Source organism: Vaginella massiliensis (genome assembly GCF_900089075.1).
Classification (GTDB): Bacteria; Bacteroidota; Bacteroidia; order Flavobacteriales; family Weeksellaceae; genus Weeksella; species Weeksella massiliensis_A.
In genome coordinates this window covers 1-22,940 of sequence record NZ_LT593745.1, presented here as the reverse complement: position 1 = coordinate 22,940, position 22,940 = coordinate 1, and the positions used below count along the sequence as shown (strand labels likewise).

Annotated in this window: 11 protein-coding genes, 1 rRNA gene and 1 CRISPR repeat array; of the genes, 6 read left to right on the top strand and 6 right to left on the bottom strand. The window is 36.7% G+C overall.

Features of this window, described 5'->3' with window-relative positions:
• The first annotated feature begins 18 nt into the window (after positions 1 to 18).
• Both BN8061_RS00100 and BN8061_RS00095 read left to right on the top strand, forming a co-directional pair.
• The gene (locus BN8061_RS00100) at positions 19 to 3,102 is read left to right on the top strand and encodes a T9SS type B sorting domain-containing protein (protein WP_094745805.1); all 3,084 of its coding nucleotides are present in this window, start codon (positions 19 to 21) and stop codon (positions 3,100 to 3,102) included.
• 25 nt (positions 3,103 to 3,127) lie between these two features.
• Positions 3,128 to 4,093, top strand: coding sequence for a PorP/SprF family type IX secretion system membrane protein (locus BN8061_RS00095; protein ID WP_068595123.1), 966 nt, complete (start codon positions 3,128 to 3,130; stop codon positions 4,091 to 4,093).
• A gap of 53 nt (positions 4,094 to 4,146) precedes the next feature.
• On the opposite strand, the gene BN8061_RS00090 is transcribed toward BN8061_RS00095, so the two are convergent.
• The gene (locus BN8061_RS00090; protein ID WP_094745804.1) at positions 4,147 to 4,959 is read right to left on the bottom strand and encodes a hypothetical protein; all 813 of its coding nucleotides are present in this window, start codon (positions 4,957 to 4,959) and stop codon (positions 4,147 to 4,149) included.
• Positions 4,960 to 5,227: 268 nt separating this feature from the next.
• Between BN8061_RS00090 and cas9 the strand changes: the two genes are divergently transcribed.
• Genes cas9 through cas2 form a run of 3 tightly spaced genes read left to right on the top strand, consistent with a single transcriptional unit; the run spans position 5,228 to position 11,787 of the window.
• On the top strand, positions 5,228 to 10,558 hold the full coding sequence (gene cas9 / locus BN8061_RS00085) for a type II CRISPR RNA-guided endonuclease Cas9 (RefSeq protein ID WP_068595122.1): 5,331 nt from the start codon (positions 5,228 to 5,230) through the stop codon (positions 10,556 to 10,558).
• 3 nt (positions 10,559 to 10,561) lie between these two features.
• Positions 10,562 to 11,452, top strand: coding sequence for a type II CRISPR-associated endonuclease Cas1 (gene cas1, locus BN8061_RS00080; protein WP_068595120.1), 891 nt, complete (start codon positions 10,562 to 10,564; stop codon positions 11,450 to 11,452).
• On the top strand, positions 11,449 to 11,787 hold the full coding sequence (gene cas2, locus BN8061_RS00075) for a CRISPR-associated endonuclease Cas2 (protein WP_068595118.1): 339 nt from the start codon (positions 11,449 to 11,451) through the stop codon (positions 11,785 to 11,787). The genes cas1 and cas2 overlap by 4 nt, the downstream gene beginning before the upstream one ends.
• Positions 11,788 to 11,891: 104 nt before the next feature.
• A CRISPR array of direct repeats spans positions 11,892 to 12,887; the repeat unit is 49 nt; unit sequence GTTGCGATTCTAAAGCGTAAATTTACAAAATTTGAAAGGAATTCACAAC.
• Positions 12,888 to 14,017: 1,130 nt separating this feature from the next.
• On the opposite strand, the gene BN8061_RS00070 is transcribed toward cas2, so the two are convergent.
• The 5 genes from BN8061_RS00070 to BN8061_RS00050 all read right to left on the bottom strand — a co-directional run bounded on the left by BN8061_RS00070 (position 14,018) and on the right by BN8061_RS00050 (position 22,076).
• The gene (locus BN8061_RS00070) at positions 14,018 to 15,604 is read right to left on the bottom strand and encodes a calcineurin-like phosphoesterase C-terminal domain-containing protein (protein ID WP_068595116.1); all 1,587 of its coding nucleotides are present in this window, start codon (positions 15,602 to 15,604) and stop codon (positions 14,018 to 14,020) included.
• A gap of 12 nt (positions 15,605 to 15,616) precedes the next feature.
• A complete protein-coding gene (locus BN8061_RS00065; protein ID WP_068595114.1) occupies positions 15,617 to 17,059 on the bottom strand; it encodes a SusD/RagB family nutrient-binding outer membrane lipoprotein in 1,443 nt (480 codons plus the stop codon).
• Between the two features lie 22 nt (positions 17,060 to 17,081).
• Positions 17,082 to 20,258: a SusC/RagA family TonB-linked outer membrane protein gene (locus BN8061_RS00060; RefSeq protein ID WP_068595111.1), complete on the bottom strand. Its 3,177-nt coding sequence runs from the start codon at positions 20,256 to 20,258 to the stop codon at positions 17,082 to 17,084.
• Positions 20,259 to 20,371: 113 nt separating this feature from the next.
• Positions 20,372 to 21,424: a FecR family protein gene (locus BN8061_RS00055; RefSeq protein ID WP_068595109.1), complete on the bottom strand. Its 1,053-nt coding sequence runs from the start codon at positions 21,422 to 21,424 to the stop codon at positions 20,372 to 20,374.
• Between the two features lie 76 nt (positions 21,425 to 21,500).
• Positions 21,501 to 22,076 carry an RNA polymerase sigma factor gene (locus BN8061_RS00050; protein ID WP_068595107.1) on the bottom strand — a complete coding sequence of 192 codons (576 nt, stop codon included), beginning with the start codon at positions 22,074 to 22,076 and terminating at the stop codon, positions 21,501 to 21,503.
• A 655-nt stretch (positions 22,077 to 22,731) separates the two neighbouring features.
• On the opposite strand from BN8061_RS00050, the gene BN8061_RS00045 reads away from it, so the two are divergent.
• Positions 22,732 to 22,940 (top strand): 16S ribosomal RNA (locus BN8061_RS00045); the annotation flags it as partial.

The following is a 22,940-nucleotide window of genomic DNA, read 5'->3' as shown; positions in this document are numbered from 1 at the left end:
TCATTTTAGACTTAATATATGAGAAGATTTTTATTGTGGTGGATGTTTTTTTGGTCTATATGTACCTTTGGGCAAAATCAACCTACGATTCATCATCTGGAAAATGGTTTTGAGTTCAACAATTTGCAACTAGATCAATATACAGTTTCTTATCAGGCAGCTTCATCATGTAGTTTTGGTCCAACAAAATTTTATAAATATTTTTCTTTCAAAGCGGGTTTTGATATGACTTTTGCATTTGATTTAGAGTCGGATAAAACGGATTTTAAATTTATTCTTTGGAAGTTAGAAGTTGATGAACCTCCAGAATCTGTCTTTTACGGAACGAGTACGATAACAGCGGATAGAAGCGTAGAGCATGATGAGTCGAAAAAAATAGGTTTAAGGGAAGGTGAATCTGATGGGTGTGAAACTTATAATAATGGAAACGGCTATGCAAAAGCTTTTATGGGTGATGAATTGTTGCGCAAAGGTGAAACCATTGTAATTGCGGTCTATGGTAATAGTGATCAAGATCCATTTAGTATTAGAATACATGCTGCTGTAGAAAAAGAAATCACTTACAATACTCATTGTGAAGGTGATCCGTATTCGATCGCAACGATCATCGAACAGATCAAAGATGAAACGAATTTCGAGAACATCAAAATTTTTACCGATTTCGATCAGTCAACCGAATATACCGAACCAGAGGTGACCACCGCTCAAACCTTGTATGCATTTGTACGCGACGATAACGACGTTGTGAAATACTTATACCACTTGCATTTTACGTTTACACCTCGCTATGAATTCGATGATAAGCTGAAACCCAATGCTACTTTGACAGCTTGTAAAGCCAAGGTGCCTTTCGATAAAAATCAATTTCTTGCTGCAGTATTGACTGATATAGATTTCGATAATTTTGAAATTTTAAAAGCGACCTACAACGATGGCAATGGAGAAAGGAATATTGATTTGACGACACCTTTCGATGTTCCAAATCCAAGTGAAGTAAAGTTGAAATTGCGCTACAAAGGCTCTTCTACATTTTGTACGGCCGAATCTGATTGGATTCCTTTAAAATTAGAGAATTCAATTCCGAAATTTGATGATGAGGCTAAATTTCAAGCTGATAAATGCGAAGGCGATGCAATGACTATGACGCAGTTGGAAGAGTTGTTGAAGGTAGATACATCTCTATATCAGGTAAAACTTACTGGATATAACGCAGGGCAACCGATAAATTTTGGAGCAAATCCGACTTTCATTTTCCAAGTGAAAATGGTAAATAAAGATGAAAGTTGCGAAAGTGAAAGTAAAACGTTTACGGTAAACAAAACCGATCCGATTGCGCTTGTTTCGGCAAAACTACATCAAGAATGTTTGAATGAGTTGACACAAAGTGATGTAGACCAAGCCATAGAAACAATATTGGATGGAACTACAGCGACTTTGACGTTTTTTGACGATGCTGATAAAAAAATCGAAGAAAGCGGATTGTTGGCGTATATTCAGACCAAAAAGCAAGGAACATTACAAGTCGTTGGCGAATTGGATGGATATTGTAATACCACTGTAAACCTCACTTTCGACTTAGTAGAGAGCAGTGTCGTAATCCCAACTATTATCAATCCATTGAAATCCACTTGTTTGGCTGCTGAAGAAGAATTTGATGTTTCAGAAAGCGATTTGAAAAATCATTTGGATACAATCTTCGAAGCGAATCATGAATATGTTTTTATCGATAATCCTGTTGTAACGGTCAATCCGAATACTGAAATAACCATCCGTTTTAAAGTACGAAAATCAGGCGAAAAATGTTGGTCGGATGAGGTTCTGGTTGAAATCATTTCGGTGAACAAACCAGGTTTTGAAATAGCGATTTCAGACCAAATTGCCAGTTGCGATAACCAATTTGAGGTAACAAGCCAATGGCTGAAAGAGAAAATTGAGGAAAATGTATTGAATTATACAATTTATATCAACAAACAGGAATTCATTATTCCGAAACAAGTTTTAACCTTAGATTTCTCTAGTTCTGATGAAATTCGCATTCCGATCGAAATCAGAAATCCAAACGATGCAACTTGTAAAATTGGGGGCGAATTTACCATAAAACAAGCTGCACAATTCACAGATGAGGTTACCAATACTCAACTATATTTAGACCAAAATTCAATTACATTTTGTGAGGGCGAACTACCCGAAACTTGGGTACAAGAACGGTTAGACTATATCAAAACGCAACATCCGGATGTTGAGTTTAGTAAAACAGCGATGCAAATTGCCCAAGAAATGACAGCGAACAATGGAAAAATCGCTTTCGAAATTTCTCGAGCAGCAGAATGTGGGAGCATAACCTTGTACATGCCTTATACCAAAGTAGATTTGCCAACTGTGGCGTTGGACGATTTACCTAAAGTTTGTGCTGGTGAATTGTTGACCATCGATTTGTCTGATTTGGATTCGAGTTTTACCTATTACGTAGAAGATGATGCTGGAGTGCGTATAGATCCAGAAAACGGCGCATTCGAATTGCCAGCCGACCGATATACTTTATATGCAGAAAATGCAAGCGGTTGTAAATCGAATCCGTATCATTTCACAATCGAAACTTATCCAGAACCTAAAATAAAATCGATAAGCATCGAAAATGGAAACCTGACTGTGGTAGCCGAAGGCAATGGCGGAAAATTGGAGTATTCGTTGGATGGCGAGCATTGGCAATCTAGCAATACGTTTCGCAATATTCAAAAAGGCATGAACTATACCGTTTGGGTAAGAGAAAACGGTTGTGGAGGCGTTTCGGTTTCGAATATTTATGTATTGAATCTGCCCAATTTTATTTCACCAAACGGCGACGGACGCAACGATGTATGGCAACCGATTGGGCATTTTGTAAATGATAAAGTGATTCGTTTTCAGGTGTTTGACCGTTATGGAAAAAGTATTTTGAAAAAAGAAGGAATCGATGATGTGCTTTTTTGGGACGGAAAACAAAACGGAAGTTCTTTGCCTTCTGGAGATTATTGGTACTCGATTGATTATCCAACATCAAATGATAACATGATCGAAATAAATATTAAGTATTCAGGTAATATTACAGTTAAAAATAAATAGTATTTTAGCTTCGTTAAAAATGTTTATGAAGAAAACACTCTTTTTGCTGTCATTAACCTTTGGGTTGTTGAGTATTACGTCGATTGCACAGCAAACGATGCCTTATTACAATCATTATTTGGTGAGCGATAAAATGTTGATCAATCCCTCTCATGCCGGTCAAAATCCAGAGTACATCAGCATCAATGCCAGCAACCGCAACCAATGGGACGATTTACCAAACAGTCCGAAAACCCAAACTTTGAGCGCCCACGCAACGGTTATCGATCGATTGGCAGTCGGAACCTATTTTTTCAATGATCGAAATGGAGCTTCGAAAATGAGCGGATTCAATCTCACAGCGGCTTATCATATTCCGATACAAGACGGCAGAGGTTATGACCAAGAGCAGGATGTGGTTTCTTTTGGAGTCGGAACAAGTCGTTTTTCCCAATCCTTCGATTTATCTGATATTATTGTAAACGATCCAAATGACCCTTTGCTGAATGAAGATCGCTTCAATTCGTGGATGATGAATCTGGGCGTGTCTTTCAAATATGCTAACTTTTTTGGTGGAGTTTCGGTGCTCGACATTCCAATTGATAACAATTTTTATTATATCAACAATTTCGAACCTTTGCCCACAACTTATTATTTGAATCTTGGTTTTGATTGGTATTTGACCGAGGGTATAAAACTGCAACCCTCTCTGGTGTACAGTACCAATGCCAATCGATACAGCGGATTGGATGCGAATCTGATCGCCCACCTCGGTTTTGGTGATCAAGAACAAGGGGTCGATGTTGGGGTGTCTTACAAACAAGGGATGTCTAAAGATTATAAAGATCCGTTGTTTATTTCTCCAGTCGTAAAAGTGAAAATCGGTGCAATACGAGCAGGAATGTCCTATGATATTGGCTTGTCAGATTTTCAGGTCGATGGACGAAAGCAAGGATTTTTGTTCAGTCTTGGGGTAGATTTGGCAAATCCATTGAATCCAGATTGGCGATAAATGAAATCGCGAATAAAAACATACAGTGGCTACCCAATTCGGGTAGTTTTTTTTTATTTAGAATCGAGCAATCCAGGCTGAAACAAGTTGCGGTAGATGGGAGCGTATTGGGTAAACGTATCCATTATTTTTAAATAAAGTCGATTATCAAAATCGCTGTTCATATCTTTTGTGATAAAGGCATAGTGGATAAAATCATCAATTTTAAGAGCCGGAATTTTGAGTTCTTTGGTAAAAAAATCCTCACCAAAATAGTTGCGCAAATGTCGATGTTTTGCAATATTCGATTCGTATTTCATCAATTCTTGTCTTTTTTTCAAATTGCCCGTTAATGCATCATAAATGCGGCCAACATCTAATCGCGTGAGTGAAATATCACCCCCGAGCAAACCAAATTTCAAATCGCTTGTATCTTTTATCGGGTTGATATCGGGGTTCACGCCCAGTTTTTTATACAATTCTGTAAGATTGTCTTTGCGTTTTCCGGCCGTCACATCTTTGGTGAGAATTCCAGTCAAATTTGCAGATATCAACGCCTCTTGTAGTTCGATAATATTGATGCTCAGGTGAACTACAAACTTAGGCTGTTGGTAGATTTGCGGCGTAATTTTGATTCGTCGATTCTCGTAATAATCCGACTTAAACTCCAGCACATCATCTACACTGGCAAGAATTGAAAAATTCCCAGAAAAATTACTTATAACGGTTTTCTTGGTCGTGAGATTCGTTACATAAACTCCCTCTGCGACATCCCCGTCTGGATCCAAAATGATATTCCCATGAATCCATTTTTCGGTCGTTTGTTGAGCCAAAACATGGAGGTTTGCCAATAAGGTGAATATGATCAAGCTTAAGCGATAAATCATGCGTTTTAGTAATTATCCTACGAATGTATTTCGAAAATCTAAGAAATGAAATTCTTTGGTAAAAGTTTAAGGATTTTAAGATTTTGTTGTTGCCGTAAAAATTTTTTGGCACAAAAAAAACCTCCTGATTAATGGACAAGAGGTGACCCAAATGTTTTCACAACGGAATAATCCTTATTGTGAATTCCTTTCAGCCACAAATATAACAATTAATGATATGAACTTTAGCATTTTTTATTAATTTTAACAATCTATTCAATAAACAATAATGAAAACAATTTTAGGACTAGATTTAGGTACCAACTCGATCGGGTGGGCTTTGGTTGAAATTAACCACCAAAATAAAACTGTAAAAATTATCGGCTTAGGGTCTCGAATTTTACCGATGGACGCTGGAGAAATTGGTGATTTTGAACGAAGTGGTAAAATCAAAAGTACTGCTGCTCAACGAACTGAAAAGCGAGGCCCAAGAAGATTAAATGAACGTTATTTACTTCGTAGAGATCGTTTGCACTTAGTTCTTGATTTGTTGGATGCTCTTCCGAAGCATTACAAATTGGAAATAGACTTCTCCAATGACAAAGGTGAAAAAAGTGGTAAGTTCAAGAAAAATAAAGAGCCAAAACTGGCTTATCTTCCAAAACAAATAGGAAAAAAAGCTGAATTTCTTTTCAAAGAAAGCTATCAGGAAATGCTTGATGAGCTTAGCATAGAGAATAAAAAGAAAAGCAGAATTCCTTATGATTGGACTTTGTATTTTTTACGGCAAAAAGCACTTTCAGAAAAAATTAGTTTGGAGGAATTAGCTTGGGTATTACTGAGCTATAATCAGAAAAGAGGATATGAGAAGACAGATAGTTTGGATGAATTTGATGATTTGTCAGAAAAACTTAATGATTTTGGCATTACCAAGTCTATTCAAGAAGTGGTTGATACAAGCAAAATAGAGATTGAACCACTAATATTGAAAGTTGTTGAAGTATCTAAGTCGGAAGACAAATGGGGTGTTTTTTTCAATGTCGTTCTGGAAAATGGCTATTCATATAAAGAATATTCTACGGAACAAGTTACTGAATTAAATGACAAAATTGATGAAGTCAAAATTGTAGAAAGACTCACCATTCTAAATGAAGAAGGAACTGATATAGATGATAGTAAAACTATTTACAGAATTGAGGATATTTTCGAGTTGAAAGTAAAAAACATTTCTCCAAAAGACACAAAGGATAAGTACTTAAAAGAGTACAGTAATGGTTGGAAAGTCGATACAAACTATGCTGATTTTAACAAATTTCAAAAAGCAGAAAATGAAATTAAAGAGGAAGTTTTTCTAACAAGACTATACAACAATAAAGGAGCACTGGTTAAGCCTTCAAAGAAAAGTGAATCACTCAACCTGAATATTTCTAATGACCCATTTACTGAATTCAAATTACTTGACCCAAACAAGGCAAGCAATTGGAAGCTATTAAAGAAAATGACCGAAAAAGAAGCATTACAATTTAATAGTTTGAATGGTTATGTTGATAAAAACGGTAATGTGAAAAATTACATTTCACCTAAAATATACAATGTTCTGAAAAACGATGCTAAAACGGGAAATCGCACAAAGATTATCGGTGGAATGTTTCAGGTGGTGGATAGAGATTTCTATCGAGAGGAATTGAAGCAAATTATTTCCACGCAACAAGCTTTTCATACGAGTTTGAGAGATAAAGAAATATTTGAACAGTGTGTTAAAATGCTTTACCCAAAAAATAAAAAACATCAAGATGCTTTGTTGAAAAACAAAGATGCCATTCAGCATTTATTAGTTGAAGATATTCTGATGTATCAAAGACCTTTAAAAAGCAAGAAGTCTGAAATAGCAGATTGCAAATACGAAGTTCAATATTGGAAAACTGTTGAGGATAAATATGGCAATCCAATACAAGAAGTTGATAAAGAAACGGGAGAGCTTAAAGACAAAAAAGAGCCTATTTACATCAAGGTTGTTTCGGCTTCGCATCCTTATTTTCAGGAATTTAGGATTTGGGATAAATTGCATAATCTACGATTGATACAACTTGAAAAAGAGATTGATGGTAAAAAGTTAACCAACCAAGACGTTACCAAAGAATATTTCAAATCTGAAAAAGAATATCAAGAGCTTTTTGAAGAGTTAAACAATCGAAAATCTTTAAATCAAGCACAGTTTTTAGCATATTGCAAAAAGAAGTTTAAAATCGATTATAAGCCTAAAGAAAGCAATTACGCTTGGAATTTTCCTGAGGATGAAGAATTTAAAGGAAACGAAACTCGCGTAAGCTTTGCTACTCGTTTCAAGCGCTGTGGTTTTACTAACTACGCTGCCTTTCTCACACAAGAAAAAGAAAGGGAATTATGGCATTATCTGTATTCGGTAAGCTACAAAGAGCGTACTGAAAGCAACAATAAGAGCATAACCACGTTTTTCACTAACTATTTCAAAGGATTTGAAATTGCCGATGAAATCAAAGAAAAAATCATTGTTGACTTTGCAAATTATCCGAAGTTTCCTTCAAGATATTCCGCCTATTCTGAAAAAGCCTTGAAAAAACTATTGCCATTAATTCGTTTAGGAAAGCTGGAATATGAAGATGCTTGGGCGAAAGAAAGTTGGTACCAAAAATGGCAAAAATCCAATGAGGACAGAAAAGAAGAAATTTTAAAAAGAATAAAAAACATCGATTATGACACTGATAAAGTCGATTACGAGAAAGTAGTAAATACTAATGTCGATTACCAAAAAGGAGAATTGCCATTTCCGAAAGGCTTGTTTAATGTTTTTAGAGATTTCCAAAGTACAGATGATTTTCAACAGTTGAATTTGACACAAGCATCCTATTTGGTTTATGGAAGACATTCAGAGTTAGCTCAAGCGAAGTATTGGACTTCTCCAGAAGATATTCGAAATCAACTCCATCAAGAGTTAAAACAACACTCATTAAACAATCCTGTTGCAGAAAAAGTGATTTTGGAAATGATGCAGGTAGTTGCTGACATTTGGGATTACTATGGAAATGGAACACCAAATTTCTTTTCAAAAATTCATTTAGAAGTAGGAAGAGAACTTAAGAAGTCTGCCAAGGAGAAAGAAGCGGAAACGAAACGAATGTCTGGTAATAAGGCGCAAAACAAAAGATTGCGGCAAATTTTAGAAGAATACCTGTCGCATAGCCCATTCAAAGCTAATCCCAGAAATCCTGACCATTTCGAAAGATTGAAAATAGCTGAAGAAGGTGCTGAGCATACCAAGAATAATGACAGAAAATTCTTCGACGAAAATAAGGTGCTAAAAGATGCTAAGATTTCTAAAAAAGATATCGAGGATATTCTGAAAAAATCACACATAACCAAAGCAGATTTCGAAAAATATAAACTTTGGATTGAACAAGGATATCGCTCTCCGTATTCCGGTCAAATCATAAAGCTAACGGAGTTATTTGATGGTTCGAAATACAATGTGGATCACATTTTTCCACAATCATCTATAACTAATAATTCGCTCAGTAATAAAGTAGTAGTAGAAGTAAATCTTAATAAATTAAAGGACAATAGAACTGCCAGAGAATTTATTCAAGCTCAGCAAGGACAATCCTATTTAGGTATTCCTGTTTGTACGGATGATGAGTATGTGAGTATTGTCAAAACACAGTTTTCAGGAACTAAAAGGCTGATATTGCTGTCTAAAGAAATCCCGAAAGGATTTATAAGTAGTCAACTTAACAGTGCCCGCCATATCGCAAGAAAAGCGATGGAATTGTTGAGCCATATTGTAAGAGAGCCAGGAGAAGTCGAGTTCCGCTCTAAAAATGTACTTCCTGTTACGGGAATGGTGACTACAGAATTAAAACGGGCTTGGAAATTAGACGAAGTTTGGACAGAGTTAGTTGCGCCAAGATATATACGTCTAAATGAATTGACCCAATCCAACTTATTTGGAAGTTGGCAGACCTCCAAAAATGGTAATCGATATTTCGATTGTAATTTGGATGAAACTATTCGTGCGAAAGACGAAACATACGATATTAAGCGTATTGATCATCGTCATCACGCCTTGGATGCACTGATAGTAGCATTATGTACAGAAGATCACGTTAATTACATCAACAATATTAACGCTGACGCCAAGTCTGACAATTATGGAAAGCAAAAACAGATAGAAAAGAACAGACAAACGCTGAAACGAAAAATAAAATTTACCAAACGAGATGATGAGCGAGATGAAAACAACTGGTATTATATGTTGCCTGGAGAAACACGGCGAGAAGATGCAGACAATTCCCGGAGGGATACTGTGGTTGAAATGAACTATCAATTCAAAGAAGATGCAACTTTTGGTCAAGATTATAAAAAGATGATTTTGACTGCTTTGCAAAGAACGATAACTACATTCAAGCAAAATCTACGTGTAATCAATAAGAGGGTGAATTATTATAAAAACGGTCCAAATTCTTTTGCACGACAAAATACAGATAACGGGCAGAAAGAAAATTGGGCAATTCGTCGGAGTTTAGGGAAAGATACCTTTTATGGAAAAACAACTATAAATGGTGTTGATAAAATCACGTTGCGCACAGCATTAGATACCTCTTTCGATAGTAAAAAAATAAATTCGATTTCAGATACTGTCGGACGAACAAAAACTATTTTGCTCAATCACCTAAAACAATTTGATACTGTTGAACTTCCTTTTGACGAAGCTATTTTACACTTTGGAGCTTTGTTAGAAAAACAGGAACTTGAAGCAATTGTATCTGATGCAGAAAATGAAATTGGTACAATTGAAGAATTGTTTGGACACTTGAAGGCAAATAATTTTCAGTTTAAAAAACGTGATTATTCTAAGCTGAATGTTTTTGTTGAAATGGTTTCTGACAATAATTTGAGAAAACGCTATGAGGATGATATAAAAGAACATCCGGAGATTGCGTTTACCCCTGAAGCTATCGAAGAAATGAATAAACCTGAAAATTTGATAAAACTCAACGATAATAAACCTCATAATCCAATTAACAAAGTGAAAATTACAAGAGGTTTTGGTAATCAACGAGCTTTGAATGAAGAAGATAAAGATTCAGTCAAATCGAAGCAATTTGTAGTAAATGATGGAGGCACCAACATTTATCTTGCAGTTTATGAATTGATTGATAGATCGAAAGAGTCAAAAAGCAATCCAAGAAGAATTTTTAAAGGAATTAGTCTTTTTGATGTAATAGAATATCAAACATCTACAAACACTAATAATATTCCGGTAGATGAAAAAGTTTTTAATGATACTGGTGAAGAGTATAGATTATTGTTCACGTTGACTCAAAATGATATCATTAAGGTAGATAATGCTGGAGTTGACTTAACATTTGCCTTTAATCGATTTACGGGCAATGATATTTATTTTAGACCAATAAACCACGCATCAGAGATTGATAAATGTGAAGTTGATTTGAAAATAAATTCTAAAACTAGCAAATTGAGTGGGTCGCAAACCAATGAAACTACAAGTTTTAATGGACAACAAATAAAGAATGTCTGCATTAAACTCAATGTAGATAGACTAGGTAACATTTCAAAAGCTTAACCCATGCTCAAACGTACCATTTATATCGGTAATGCTTCGTATTTGAAGTTCAGAGATAACCGATTAACTATTGAGGATCCGAATACAAAAGAAATCAAAGGATCTATTCCGATAGAAGACATCGGTTTTGTGGTTTTAGACCATTACCAAATTACGATCAGTCAGCAGCTTATTATAGCATTGCAACAAAACAATGTGGCTTTAATTAGTTGTGATGAAACCCATCTGCCGTTAGGCTTAATGTTACCTATCAGTGGACATGTTGAACATAGTGAACGATTGAAACATCAAATCAATTGCTCCGAACCTTTACGCAAGCAATTATGGAAACAAACTGTAGAAGCAAAAATTTATCAACAAAAAGAAGTGTTACGGTTAAACAATTTACCACATGACCGTATGATTACGTATATGAATTCGGTAAAATCTGGCGATAGTACCAATATGGAAGGCATTGCTGCACAATATTATTGGTCTACCTTGTTTGATGATTTTATTCGCGATCGAAAAGGTGATGCGCCCAATAATTTCCTCAATTTCGGCTACGCTGTTTTACGAAGTATGGTAGCTCGAGCGATTGTCAGCAGTGGGTTGCATCCAACAATAGGCATCTTTCACAAAAACAAATACAATGCTTATTGTTTAGCCGATGATTTGATGGAGCCTTATCGTCCGTATGTGGATCTATTGGTAGTCGAATGGATGCAAAAACCTTTTTCGCCATACCTATTAGACAAAAATGCCAAGACTCATTTGCTACAGATTGCCACCCGAGATGTAACCATCAACGGCTTACAACGTCCGCTAATGACAGCTTTGAGCATTACAAGCAGTTCGCTGTACAAGTGCTACACCGGCGAAAATAGAGTGCTACAATATCCGATGTTGTCATGAGTTTTAGTCGGTACAATGCTTATCGTATCATGTGGGTATTAGTTTTTTTTGATCTACCGACCGAAACCAAAAAGCATCGAGCTTACGCCACACGATTTAGGAAAAATTTGCTGGATGACGGATTTAATATGTTTCAGTTTTCGATTTATATTCGGCATTGTCCGAGTAAAGAAAATGCCGATGTGCATATAAAAAGAGTGAAAAAAAGTTTACCCCCAGAAGGGAAAGTCGGAATTTTGTGTATTACGGATAAACAATTTGGACAAATGGAATTGTTTTTTGCTCAAAAAGAGACCGATTTGCCCAATGTTCCCCAACAGTTAGAATTGTTTTAGGAAATAAAAAAATGCTTGTAGAATAAAACCTTCAAGCATTTTTTACTTTTTTTTGGTTTGTAGATTGCTTTTTATTACGCTTTAAATCAACACTTTAGAATGAGGTTGCGATTCTAAAGCGTAAATTTACAAAATTTGAAAGGAATTCACAACATGAAATCATGATGTTGTTGTGGCAATTTTGTTGCGATTCTAAAGCGTAAATTTACAAAATTTGAAAGGAATTCACAACTCGATTCGTCTTGTTGACGGCGTACGCCTAGTTGCGATTCTAAAGCGTAAATTTACAAAATTTGAAAGGAATTCACAACGAATTACTTTAGAAAACGCAATGCGCGGTAGTTGCGATTCTAAAGCGTAAATTTACAAAATTTGAAAGGAATTCACAACACCCGTTTGGCGATTCATTCCACTGCCATCGTTGCGATTCTAAAGCGTAAATTTACAAAATTTGAAAGGAATTCACAACAGGTTCTGCAAAAGAATACATCAATGAAACGTTGCGATTCTAAAGCGTAAATTTACAAAATTTGAAAGGAATTCACAACAGTATGGCGGTTCAAATTGCCCAGCCAAAGGTTGCGATTCTAAAGCGTAAATTTACAAAATTTGAAAGGAATTCACAACCAACTCCGCTATTATGTCTATGTCCAGTAGGTTGCGATTCTAAAGCGTAAATTTACAAAATTTGAAAGGAATTCACAACGTTTTGGTTTTTCCATTACTTCAAGGCTTTGTTGCGATTCTAAAGCGTAAATTTACAAAATTTGAAAGGAATTCACAACCGCGGAGATCCGCGCCCCCCAGGGCACGATGTTGCGATTCTAAAGCGTAAATTTACAAAATTTGAAAGGAATTCACAACATAAGGTTGATACTTTCAATAGTCTTCAAGGTTGCGATTCTAAAGCGTAAATTTACAAAATTTGAAAGGAATTCACAACTAAGCGCGCGCGTCTTGAAGATCATTATCAGTTGCGATTCTAAATCGTAAATTTACAAAATTTGAAAGGAATTCACAACATTGTGGTTTACCGTAAAACGAACGCAAAGTTGCGATTCTAAAGCGTAAATTTACAAAATTTGAAATCAATTCACAACATTGGAAGGAGATATTGTGAATGATGAATTGTGGTGATTCTACTGAGTAAATCTACAAAAATTTGAAATCAATTCACAACAAACGAAGTATTAAAAAACAAAAAACCCTCGTGGTGATTCTACTGAGTAAATCTACAAAAATTTGAAATCAATTCACAACAGTTATAAGAACAATGGGAAAAAGAACTGTGTGGTGATTCTACTGAGTAAATCTACAAAAATTTGAAATCAATTCACAACAGCTTTATTTTTAGGAAACCTTTAGAGGCTGTGGTGATTCTACTGAGTAAATCTACAAAAATTTGAAATCAATTCACAACCCAAGACGATTGGGAAATGGAGAGATGAAGGTGGTGATTCTACTGAGTAAATCTACAAAAATTTGAAATCAATTCACAACCCATCCAAGCACAAAAATATTTTACCGTCAGTTGCGATTCTAAAGCGTAAATTTACAAAATTTGAATTAAGCGAAGCGAATCACTGAATACCTTAAACAAATAAACACTCATGAGGTAAAGGAATTCACAACCCCAGCATTGGCGTAGTTTCTTGGCGTGTCGTTGCGATTCTAAAGCGTAAATTTACAAAATTTGAATTAAGCGAAGCGAATCACTGAATACCTTAAACAAATAAACACTCATGAGGTAAAGGAATTCACAACACGTCACCTGTCATTATTTCTCCTCCTCAAGTTGCGATTCTAAAGCGTAAATTTACAAAATTTGAATTAAGCGAAGCGAATCACTGAATACCTTAAACAAATAAACACTCATGAGGTAAAGGAATTCGCAACTCGTTGAAGTATTTAGCTTCGTCACCGAATGTTGCGATTCTAAAGCGTAAATCTACAAAATTTGAATTAAGCGAAGCGAATCACTGAATACCTTAAACAAATAAACACTCATGAGGTAAAGGATTCCACAATTAATGGAGAATAAAAGGGGAGGAGTGTGGCTAGTCAAAATCCAAACTAGATGGCTAAAATTTGCCCGAAAATCTTACGTTACAGAGGGAATAAATTACCAAAAGATTTTCTGTAAAATTTTAGAATTATAAAAAAAATAGAGGTGAAAAGACTTTTTGCTTTCACCTCTATTGCAGTAAACCTTAATAATTGATGATGAGGATTAATTTGTTAAAGGCTTTTTTTCTTCAATTCGGTAGGTTGCAGTATTGGTGTAGGTGCGTCCAAACATGTCCCTAACTCTCACTTCTATCGTATGCTCGCCCAATCCAAGATTGTTGGGGAGTTTTTTGTACCAAAGATGTGAACTTTTTACGGGGTTAGACGGTCTTCTACCCATGAGCAATTCGTTAGCATTATCCCAACGCTGAACTTGATAATAGAATCGAGGATCGTTCTGAATGGTTTTGTCCATTTTCTGCCATTTTCCATTTCCAAAACGAATTTCAACCTCGTCTTTTTCACTTCCCATAAAAATATTGGCAAACACCAAAGAAGTGTTCCATCCTTTATTTGCAATTACTTTTGGGGTATAAATATCCATTTTATAATCCAAAGGTTTGCCAGCAACTTTATAATCCAATTCGTATCGATTGTCTTTCACCGTAAGATAAGCATAGCCGCGTGGTGTGCCGTCTCTCATGGTAGAAACTGGGACGCCTTCTTCGTTGAGCTCGCCAGAATACCAATCGCCAGAGGTTGTTCCCACATTGTATTCGTGCAAAGGTTGAGCGCCCTTCCAGCCTTTTTCTTTGTCGTAGAACTGATGCATCTGGTAATGAGTGTGGGCAGAAAGCATCAGAATGTTGGGATAATCTTTTAGAATTTCGAGGAGTTGCTGTCGACTTTCATTATCGAAATGGTCTTCGCCTTCTAAGAAAATCGGAATATGAAAAGACAGTACGATCAATTTATCTTTCGAAACCGTTTTTAGATCGTTTTTTATAAACGCTAATTGATCTGGTGTAAATCCGCCTAAATATCCTTTACCGCCTCTAGGATTTGGGTATAAAATATTATCTAAAATCAGGAAATGCGCATTGGCATAGTTGAATGCATAGGTGGTAGGGCCAAAATTTTTCTCGAAGGTTTCATCAGAAAGTTCGTCTGTCGTCGCCTCGTAATTCATATCATGATTTCCCATCACATTGTACCACGGAAGCGCCAATGCACTCATCTGTTTCTTATACTTTGGTTGCAACAAAAGATCGTCTCCAACCAAATCTCCCAAGCTGATACCAAACGAAACGCCTTGTTTGTGTTGCTGCGCATCTTCTACAATAGCTTTTTGAAAAAACACCAATTCTTCGTCGGTATAAGTCTGCGGATCTCCAAAAACAAAAGCCGTGAACGTGGTGTTTTCTTGCTGTGGAATGAGCGGGAAATCGACAGATTTTGGTAAAACTGGTGTAGGTTCTACACCCGAATACTTGAAGTTTTTGGGCGAGCCTTTTGGTTTATGGGTATAATAAAACTTAGGCAAAAAATAAGAATCCAAAGGCGTTTTGTATCGACTGGGCTTGATGACAAAGACATGATTATCGTCTTTTATGCTAAGCGTATATCGACCTTTGGCGTCGGTAAGAACGACATCCATCCCGTTGGAAACCGCCACATTTTCTAAGCCTTTTTCGTTTTTGTCTAATCGTCCATTCTGATTAATATCTTCGAAAACGATTCCTTTTATCGTTTGTTGTGCGCTGAGTTGTATACTCACCAAAACACTAAGTCCAAAAATTATTTTTCTCATTTTAATTTAATTTTATTTAGTTTGCCACCATACTTTCGAGTTGATATCATCTCCGCCCATAGCGGCAGCTGCCCGATCGTAATTATCTTTATTGTAAATCTTTACAGATGCCGGATACAATAACCTCGAAGGAACAATTCCGTTGTTTCTTCCCGCTGGAATTTTAGGTAAAACAGGGAAGCCAGTTCTGCGATATTCGAACCATTGCTGATAATCTACAAAGTATAAAGACAAATATTTCTGAAGCATGATTCGCTCTAAAGTCCCATTGTAGCGTGTCGCATCATTTTCGAAATAATCAGCTGGCGTTTCTGCCTCTGTAAGATATTCTATAGCTGCTTTTACGGCGTTTTTATAATGGTTTTCTGCGTTGTCTAAATATCCTTTATACGCCAATTCTGCCTTTATAAATTCAGTTTCCGAATAGGTAAAAAAAACAATTTTCATCGGTGCCTCTGCCTGAATTCTCAACAAGCCCGAAGGAGAATAATCAAAAGCTTCGGAGCCATCGTACCCCGCTGGAATCCCTCTGTATCCGATAGCGCTGTTGTCTTCTAACGATCTGGCTTGGGTCGCGATTTTGCTGATTCTCGGGTCTTTGGCTTCGACCAATTGGTCTATTATAAAAGAAGCCATTGCTCTCGCGTTGTTGAAATCTTGCGGTCGAGCCCAAGGCGATACATTGGGTGAAATGCCCGTAACTTGCAAAACCGCATTATCTAGATTAGACGTCATGATAGGGTATTGCTGTGGATTGTTGATGATATTGAGCATTTTTGTATAGGCATTGGTTTCTGCCTTACCAGAAATACGCATCAGCAAACGCAGGTGCAAAGAGTTGGTGAATTTTTGCCATTTTACAAGATCATTACCAAACAACAAGTCGGCAACGTAGGGCAACGGTTTATTGGTGTCGTAAAGTGAATTTGCTGTTTCTAAATCTTCTAACAATGTTTGATAAATATCTTTTTGAGAATCGAATTTGGCTTGCGTGATGCCTTCTTCTGCACGAAAAGCCTCGGAGAACGGAACATCGCCAAAAATATCGGTAAGATTTGCGAATGCAAAAGCTCTTAGTGTAAGCGAAATGGCTTCGTAATTGGGTTGGTTGAGTTCTTTACTTCTGATCAGCATTTCGTTGATGTTTGTAGACCAACGATAAGCTGCATTCCAGCTAGAATTACCCGTTCCGTCTGTGATATCGTAACGATGAACACCGCCAGCTGTAACATCTGGAAATGGGACGTGTACTTGCATGAGGGGGCTGGTGATATCGTAGTTTTTGGTCGCATTGTTGCTTGCCAAATTGTACAAAACAGGATTGATAAGCGAACCTGGTGTAACCTCAGAAACCAAATTCGGATTGATATTCGTCTCGTCGAAATCTTCGGTACAGGCTGCTAGTCCAGAGCAAAGTACAGTGAGTAATGTGATTTTATAAAAAAGTTTTTTCATTTTAGTTTAGTTTTTTTGAGTTTTACAAAGATGCTTTTAGGGTAAATCCGATAGAGGCTGTAGAAGGCATTTGACCCATTTCTACGCCAGGTATTATGGTAGATCCTTCTATAGAAGCGGTTTCTGGATCGTACAATGGAAAGTCTGACCATACCGCTAAGTTTTTACCAAATACCGACAAGCTGAGGTTTTCTACCCCTGTATTCTTCAATAATTTTTTAGGTAAATTATAAGTGAAATTCACCTCGCGTAACTTCAAATAAGATGCATCAAACGAGTTGGATTCTACGTTCGCACGGCGATAATATTTTGCATAATAATCTGTTATTTTTACTTCTTCTGTGTTTGGCGAATAGCTACCGTCTGGGTTTTGTACCACTCCTTCACCAATGATAAAACCTGTATCTCTTCCTGGTAAAGTGTCTTTTAGTTTCCCTTGTTCCATCATTTTATGATAAGATTGCGAGTAAACTATTCCGCCATATTGCCCATCTAAGGTGATGCTGAGGTTGAAGTTTTTATATTTGAAATTATTGGTCAGTCCGGCACGCCATTTTGGGGCTGCATCTCCGATGTATTGAATATCGTCAGGGTAGGCCGGTATACCATTTTCGTACACAATGTTTCCTTGGTCATCCCTCACAAAACCGTATCCGTAGAGGGCTGTTGTGGTACCTCCGATTTTTCCTATTACGCTCACGGCACCAGAAGTCGCCAAAGGTTTTTCGTCTACACCATCGGTAAGCGAGAGGATTTTATTTTCGTTTATAGCCCAGTTCCCGATGAGTTGCCAACTGAAATCTGCATTTTGGATGGGTTTTAGATTCAGCATCACTTCTACACCTCGATTTCTTACCTCTCCACCGTTGATAATAGCAGAAGTGAATCCGGTTACCTGATCAGTTGGAACCTGTATGATTTGGTTCTTGGTGTTGGTCTGATAAAGCGTGAGGTCTAAACCGAGTCTTTTTCTGAACATCAACAACTCTATCCCTGTTTCCCAGCTTTTAGAAATTTCGGGTTTCAGGTTTATGTTATGAAGAGTTGTTGGGGTGGTAGAAGAACCCGGAAAATCGTTCGATTGGTAATATTTATTGATGCTATAAGGCTCTGCATCGTTCCCAACTTGTGCAAACGATAGTCTATATTTCAGGTAATTGATCGGATTTGATAATCTGAAAATATCAGACAAGATGAAACTCGTCGAAACCGAAGGGTAGAAGTAAGAACGATTGTCTTTTGGCAAGGTGCTAGACCAATCGTTTCTTGCCGTAACATCCACAAAAATCTGATCTCTAAACCCTAAACTCAACATGCTGTACAAACTGTTTACCTTGAGGTATTTGTCGTATGTTTTTACAATTGGGCTATTCATACCATTAGATAACATATAGACATTGGGGATGACCAACTCGTCTACTTGTGCGTCTTTGCGCAGGTATTGATAATCTCTTTTGTTTCCACCAAAATTTAGGTTAAATGATAAATCTTCTCCAAATTTATCTTCGTAAGAAAGAAGGAAATCGGTATTGATTTCTCTTTTTTGTACATCTTGCCTTTTATAATGCCCGTTCAACCAACGATTCATATCATGAGGTCTATTTTGCTCTCTTAGCTGATTGTACATGTTGAGACCAGAACGCAACATGAGGTTCAGCTTAGAAGTGAGTTGGACATCTGCCTGAATATTACCTGTGATCTGATTGCTTTGTAGCGGATTTGTTGCATCGTACGCAATGACAAACGGATTGTCTATATAAGAACTAAAAGGCTGTATCTGACTGATGTATTCTTGTCCTGTGTACCAGCGATCTCTGTACCAATCTAAGTCAACGTTTGGATTTTGGAAGATCATGAAATAAGCAATAGAACCATTGTTGTAGCCCGTGCCCGGGATATTGTCGCTCACTTTGTTGGTATAGTTGACCACAGAGGTAAGTTTTAATCTATCAGAAACTTTGTAATTGGCGTTGACAGAAGCGGTATAGCTATCGAAACCAGTATTGGGCATTATCCAATGGTTTTTTACATGTCCAAAAGAAGCTCGCATAGCACCATCTTTTCCGCCACCAGAAATCGAGACATTGTTGGTGTAGGTAACCCCAGTGTTCCAAAACGATTTTCTGTTGTCTTTATAAGGTCTCCACAATGTTCGTTCTGCTCCTCGTCCTTGCAAGTTAGGATCGTATTGATAATAAAATTGTCCTTCGAATCTTGGTCCAAAAGCACTACTTGTTCCACTCGTAGCGTTACCGTCTGATGAGTTTCCGTACGAATAATATAGCTCACCATCTTTGTTTCTTTGAAGCGTTCCCTGTCCATATTCGTACTGATAATCTGGCCAGTGATTGATGACATCCAACATCACAGAAGAACGAAAATCTATGCCCAGTTTTTTACCTTTGTTACCAGATTTTGTGGTGATCATAATTGCACCATTGGCAGCGCGCGAACCGTACAATGCTGCTGCAGACGGCCCTTTGAGAACGGTAACACTCTCTATATCATTCGGGTTGAGATCCGAAATCGCATTACCAAAATCTATCGGCGAATCTGCTCCCATGTAAGAAGAATCGTTACCAGAAGAGGTCATTTCGGGATTCATCGGCACGCCGTCTATCACAATCAGTGCATAATTCTTATGGAGTTCGGTCGAGTTGTTCCCTCGCAAAACAATGTTCTGCGAATTTATGGGACCCGAACCAGCAGAGATCAAATTTAGCCCTGCAACTTTCCCTTTCAGACCATCGGACCAGTTGTTGTTTTCTGCATTGTTGAGCGATTCAGAATCGATGGTTTGCTGGGCATATCCCAATTTTTTCTCCTCTCTTTTTATCCCCAAAGCGGTAACAACAACCGCGTCCAAACCTATACTTTGGCTGAGTTTGACTGAAAGCGAATTGTTGTCGCCAGCATTCACCTGATAATTGTCTATAAAAAAGGGTTCATGACTCAGATGCTCGATTTCGATATCGTATTTTTCATCAGACAAAAGTCCTTCTACCACAAACATCCCTTTGTCGTCGGTGGTTGCGGTAAACGAAATAGATGCGTCTGAATCGGATATGATCTGCACACTTGCACCAGAAATTGCATTCCCTTTCTCGTCTTGCACAATTCCTTTAATCTTAGAATTCTCTTGTGCCATCGCTTGCAAGCTGATGAAACACAAGGATAACAGCGTAAAATAACGTTTCATTATAGATGAGTAATTTTAGTTTTTTTTATTTCAAAAGTTTTTTTTTCTGGATAATAAATTATGCTGTCAGACAATTTACATTGCTGATTATTAATATTTTATGTTTTTTTAGCTTATTTCTTTTCTATATAAATTTGTTGGTTTTGGATTTGGTATTGAAGATCGTTTAACTCACAAATTATATCCAATATTTTATAAAGCTCTTCCGACGAATCGAATCGGGCAGTAAACGTAAGTCCGTCAGGAATATTCCCCAGCTGAATTTTGGTCTGATGATATTCCTCTAATCGATAGAATACCTCTTTCAGCGGCGTTTTGTCGAAAATCAATTCTTGTTTTTCGTCGCTCAAATCGATGATTTCGACTGATTTTGCAATTGTTTTCTTTTCTTTTACACTTGGTAAATTTTTTGTGATAAGCTTTTTAGACGCAACGTTTAGAGGTTCGATTATTCGAGATTTTTGCTTCGCTATATCCCAAAAGAATTGTTCGCCAGCTTTCAGATAAACCGTCTCGAAAGATGCCTTCGTGCTGCTTTCGATTCGCACTTTTCCTTCCAAAAGATCCACAGTAGCTTGCTTTTTTATTAGGTTTTCGGTTACAATAAATTCGGTTCCCAAGGCAGTTGTTGTGAAATTTTTACTGCTAACCGAAAAGGGTAATTTTGTATTTTTTGTCACTTTGAACTTCGCTTTACCTTCTAAAAAAACTTTTCTGTTTTCTTTATTATAAGTTTGGGCATAGACCACTTGCGAATGCGGATAAAGTAAAATATTCGTTTTATCGGCCAGTACGATATTCACGAGTCTATCGGGCGTTTTATTAGCAATCGTGTCCCATTGATCAAGCGCAAGCTCAGCAGTTTTTTTCTCATTTCGATCAAGAAAAACAAACACAACAAGCAAGGTAACCGCCGCCGCTGCACTGATTTTTGCCCAAAAAGTAGTTTTATGGTACGACTTTTCACTTTTTATTTGCTGATGAATTCTTGCGAGAATTCTATTGGCAGTTTCTTTTTTTATAGTAGATTCCTCTTCATCATCGGGCAATGCTTCTAAGATTGCTGGCGAGATGATGTCTTGATTGTCTAAGGCTTCTAAAAGATTTTTTTTCTCTTCTAAAGAACTTTTTTTAGACCAATATTTTTTTAATAATTTTTCTATCATAATCTACCCTAAAAACGAACAAGGGCAAAAAATAGGATAGACTAAAAGGTTAACAATAGGTAAAATAATGGTTAATTCAGAAAAAGTTTTGCATACAAACGCAGGCAAACAAACTGAGGAAACTTGGATATTCTTTTTTGATGTATTCTCTGATGAAATGGTTCGACTGATTGAGGTAATCGCTCACAGAATCTGACGAAATTTTGAGTTTTTTTGCTACTTCGTCTTTCGAATATCCCTCGAATCTGCAAAGCCTGAAGACTTCTTTCCTTCTGGGCGAAAGTTTTTCGATTGCTTCTTCTATGAGTTCTAATTTTAGCGAATATTGTTGTTCGAACTCCATATTTTCATCGTAATTAGAGGGGATGTACAAGAAATTTTCTGCCTCCGTAATTTCCTCTTTCAGTTTTTTTCTCAGAAAATCTACCGATTGGTTGTAGCTTACAGTAAAAAGCCATGCGCCCAAATTAGCGTCGTTCAATTTTTCTTCGCGATGATTCCAAAGCGTCACAAAAACCTCTTGCAAAATATCCAATGCCTTATCTTCGTCGTAGATTAACTTCCTGATATTTCGGTAAATGCTTTCGTGATAACGAAAATAAATATCGTCGAATTGTTTTTCTTCTTTCGTTTTAGAAATATTGAGCCTCATTCTATCTTACATGCATTTTTTAAGGCGTAAAATTAATCGCTATCACAAGGCTTCAATAGGAAATTGCTTTAAGAAAAGTTTAAATTATCAAACGCATTGTTGTCGTTTATTTTTATTTTTTCGTTCCAGATTCATCGTTTTCATAATGTTGATGGGATGATGTTTTTGACTTTCAAAAGGATGAATTCTAAAGGTATTGACGAGGCTCATTTACCATTCGATAGAGGGTTTGTTTTCCTAATACAATAAGATTTCTCGCTGATTTTTCTATATTAATAATGATGTACTCATCACTGATTCAACCACTTAAAAGTTTCAATAACTTTTCTGTAAAAAATATTTCAAAAAAAGCTTGGAAGTTGTATAAAGCTTGTTATCTTTGCAACCGCTTTACAAAAAAGCAGTAGTTCATTGGTAAAGAAAATTTTTGAGAAGGTTTTTTAAGTTAAAAATTCAATCGAATTTATTTTAAAAATTCTTTTGTCAATTTATAAAAAGTTCTTACCTTTGCGCTCGCAACTTTGAAAAAAGGTTTTGCGAATAGAAAAAGAGCAGTTCATTTGAAAGATAAAATAAACTTAGAAGAAACAAAATAAGCCAAGAACCGTCAATTTGAGTTTTTAGGATTTAGGCATTGTAAAAAGAAATAATTATTACAATGGAGAGTTTGATCCTGGCTCAGGATGAACGCTAGCGGGAGGCCTAACACATGCAAGCCGAGCGGTATAAGTAGCTTGCTACTTAGAGAGCGGCGTACGGGTGCGTAACGCGTATGGAACTTGCCCTTATCAACGGGATAGCCCAGGGAAACTTGGATTAATACCGTATAATATATTGATTGGCATCGATTGATATTGAAAGATT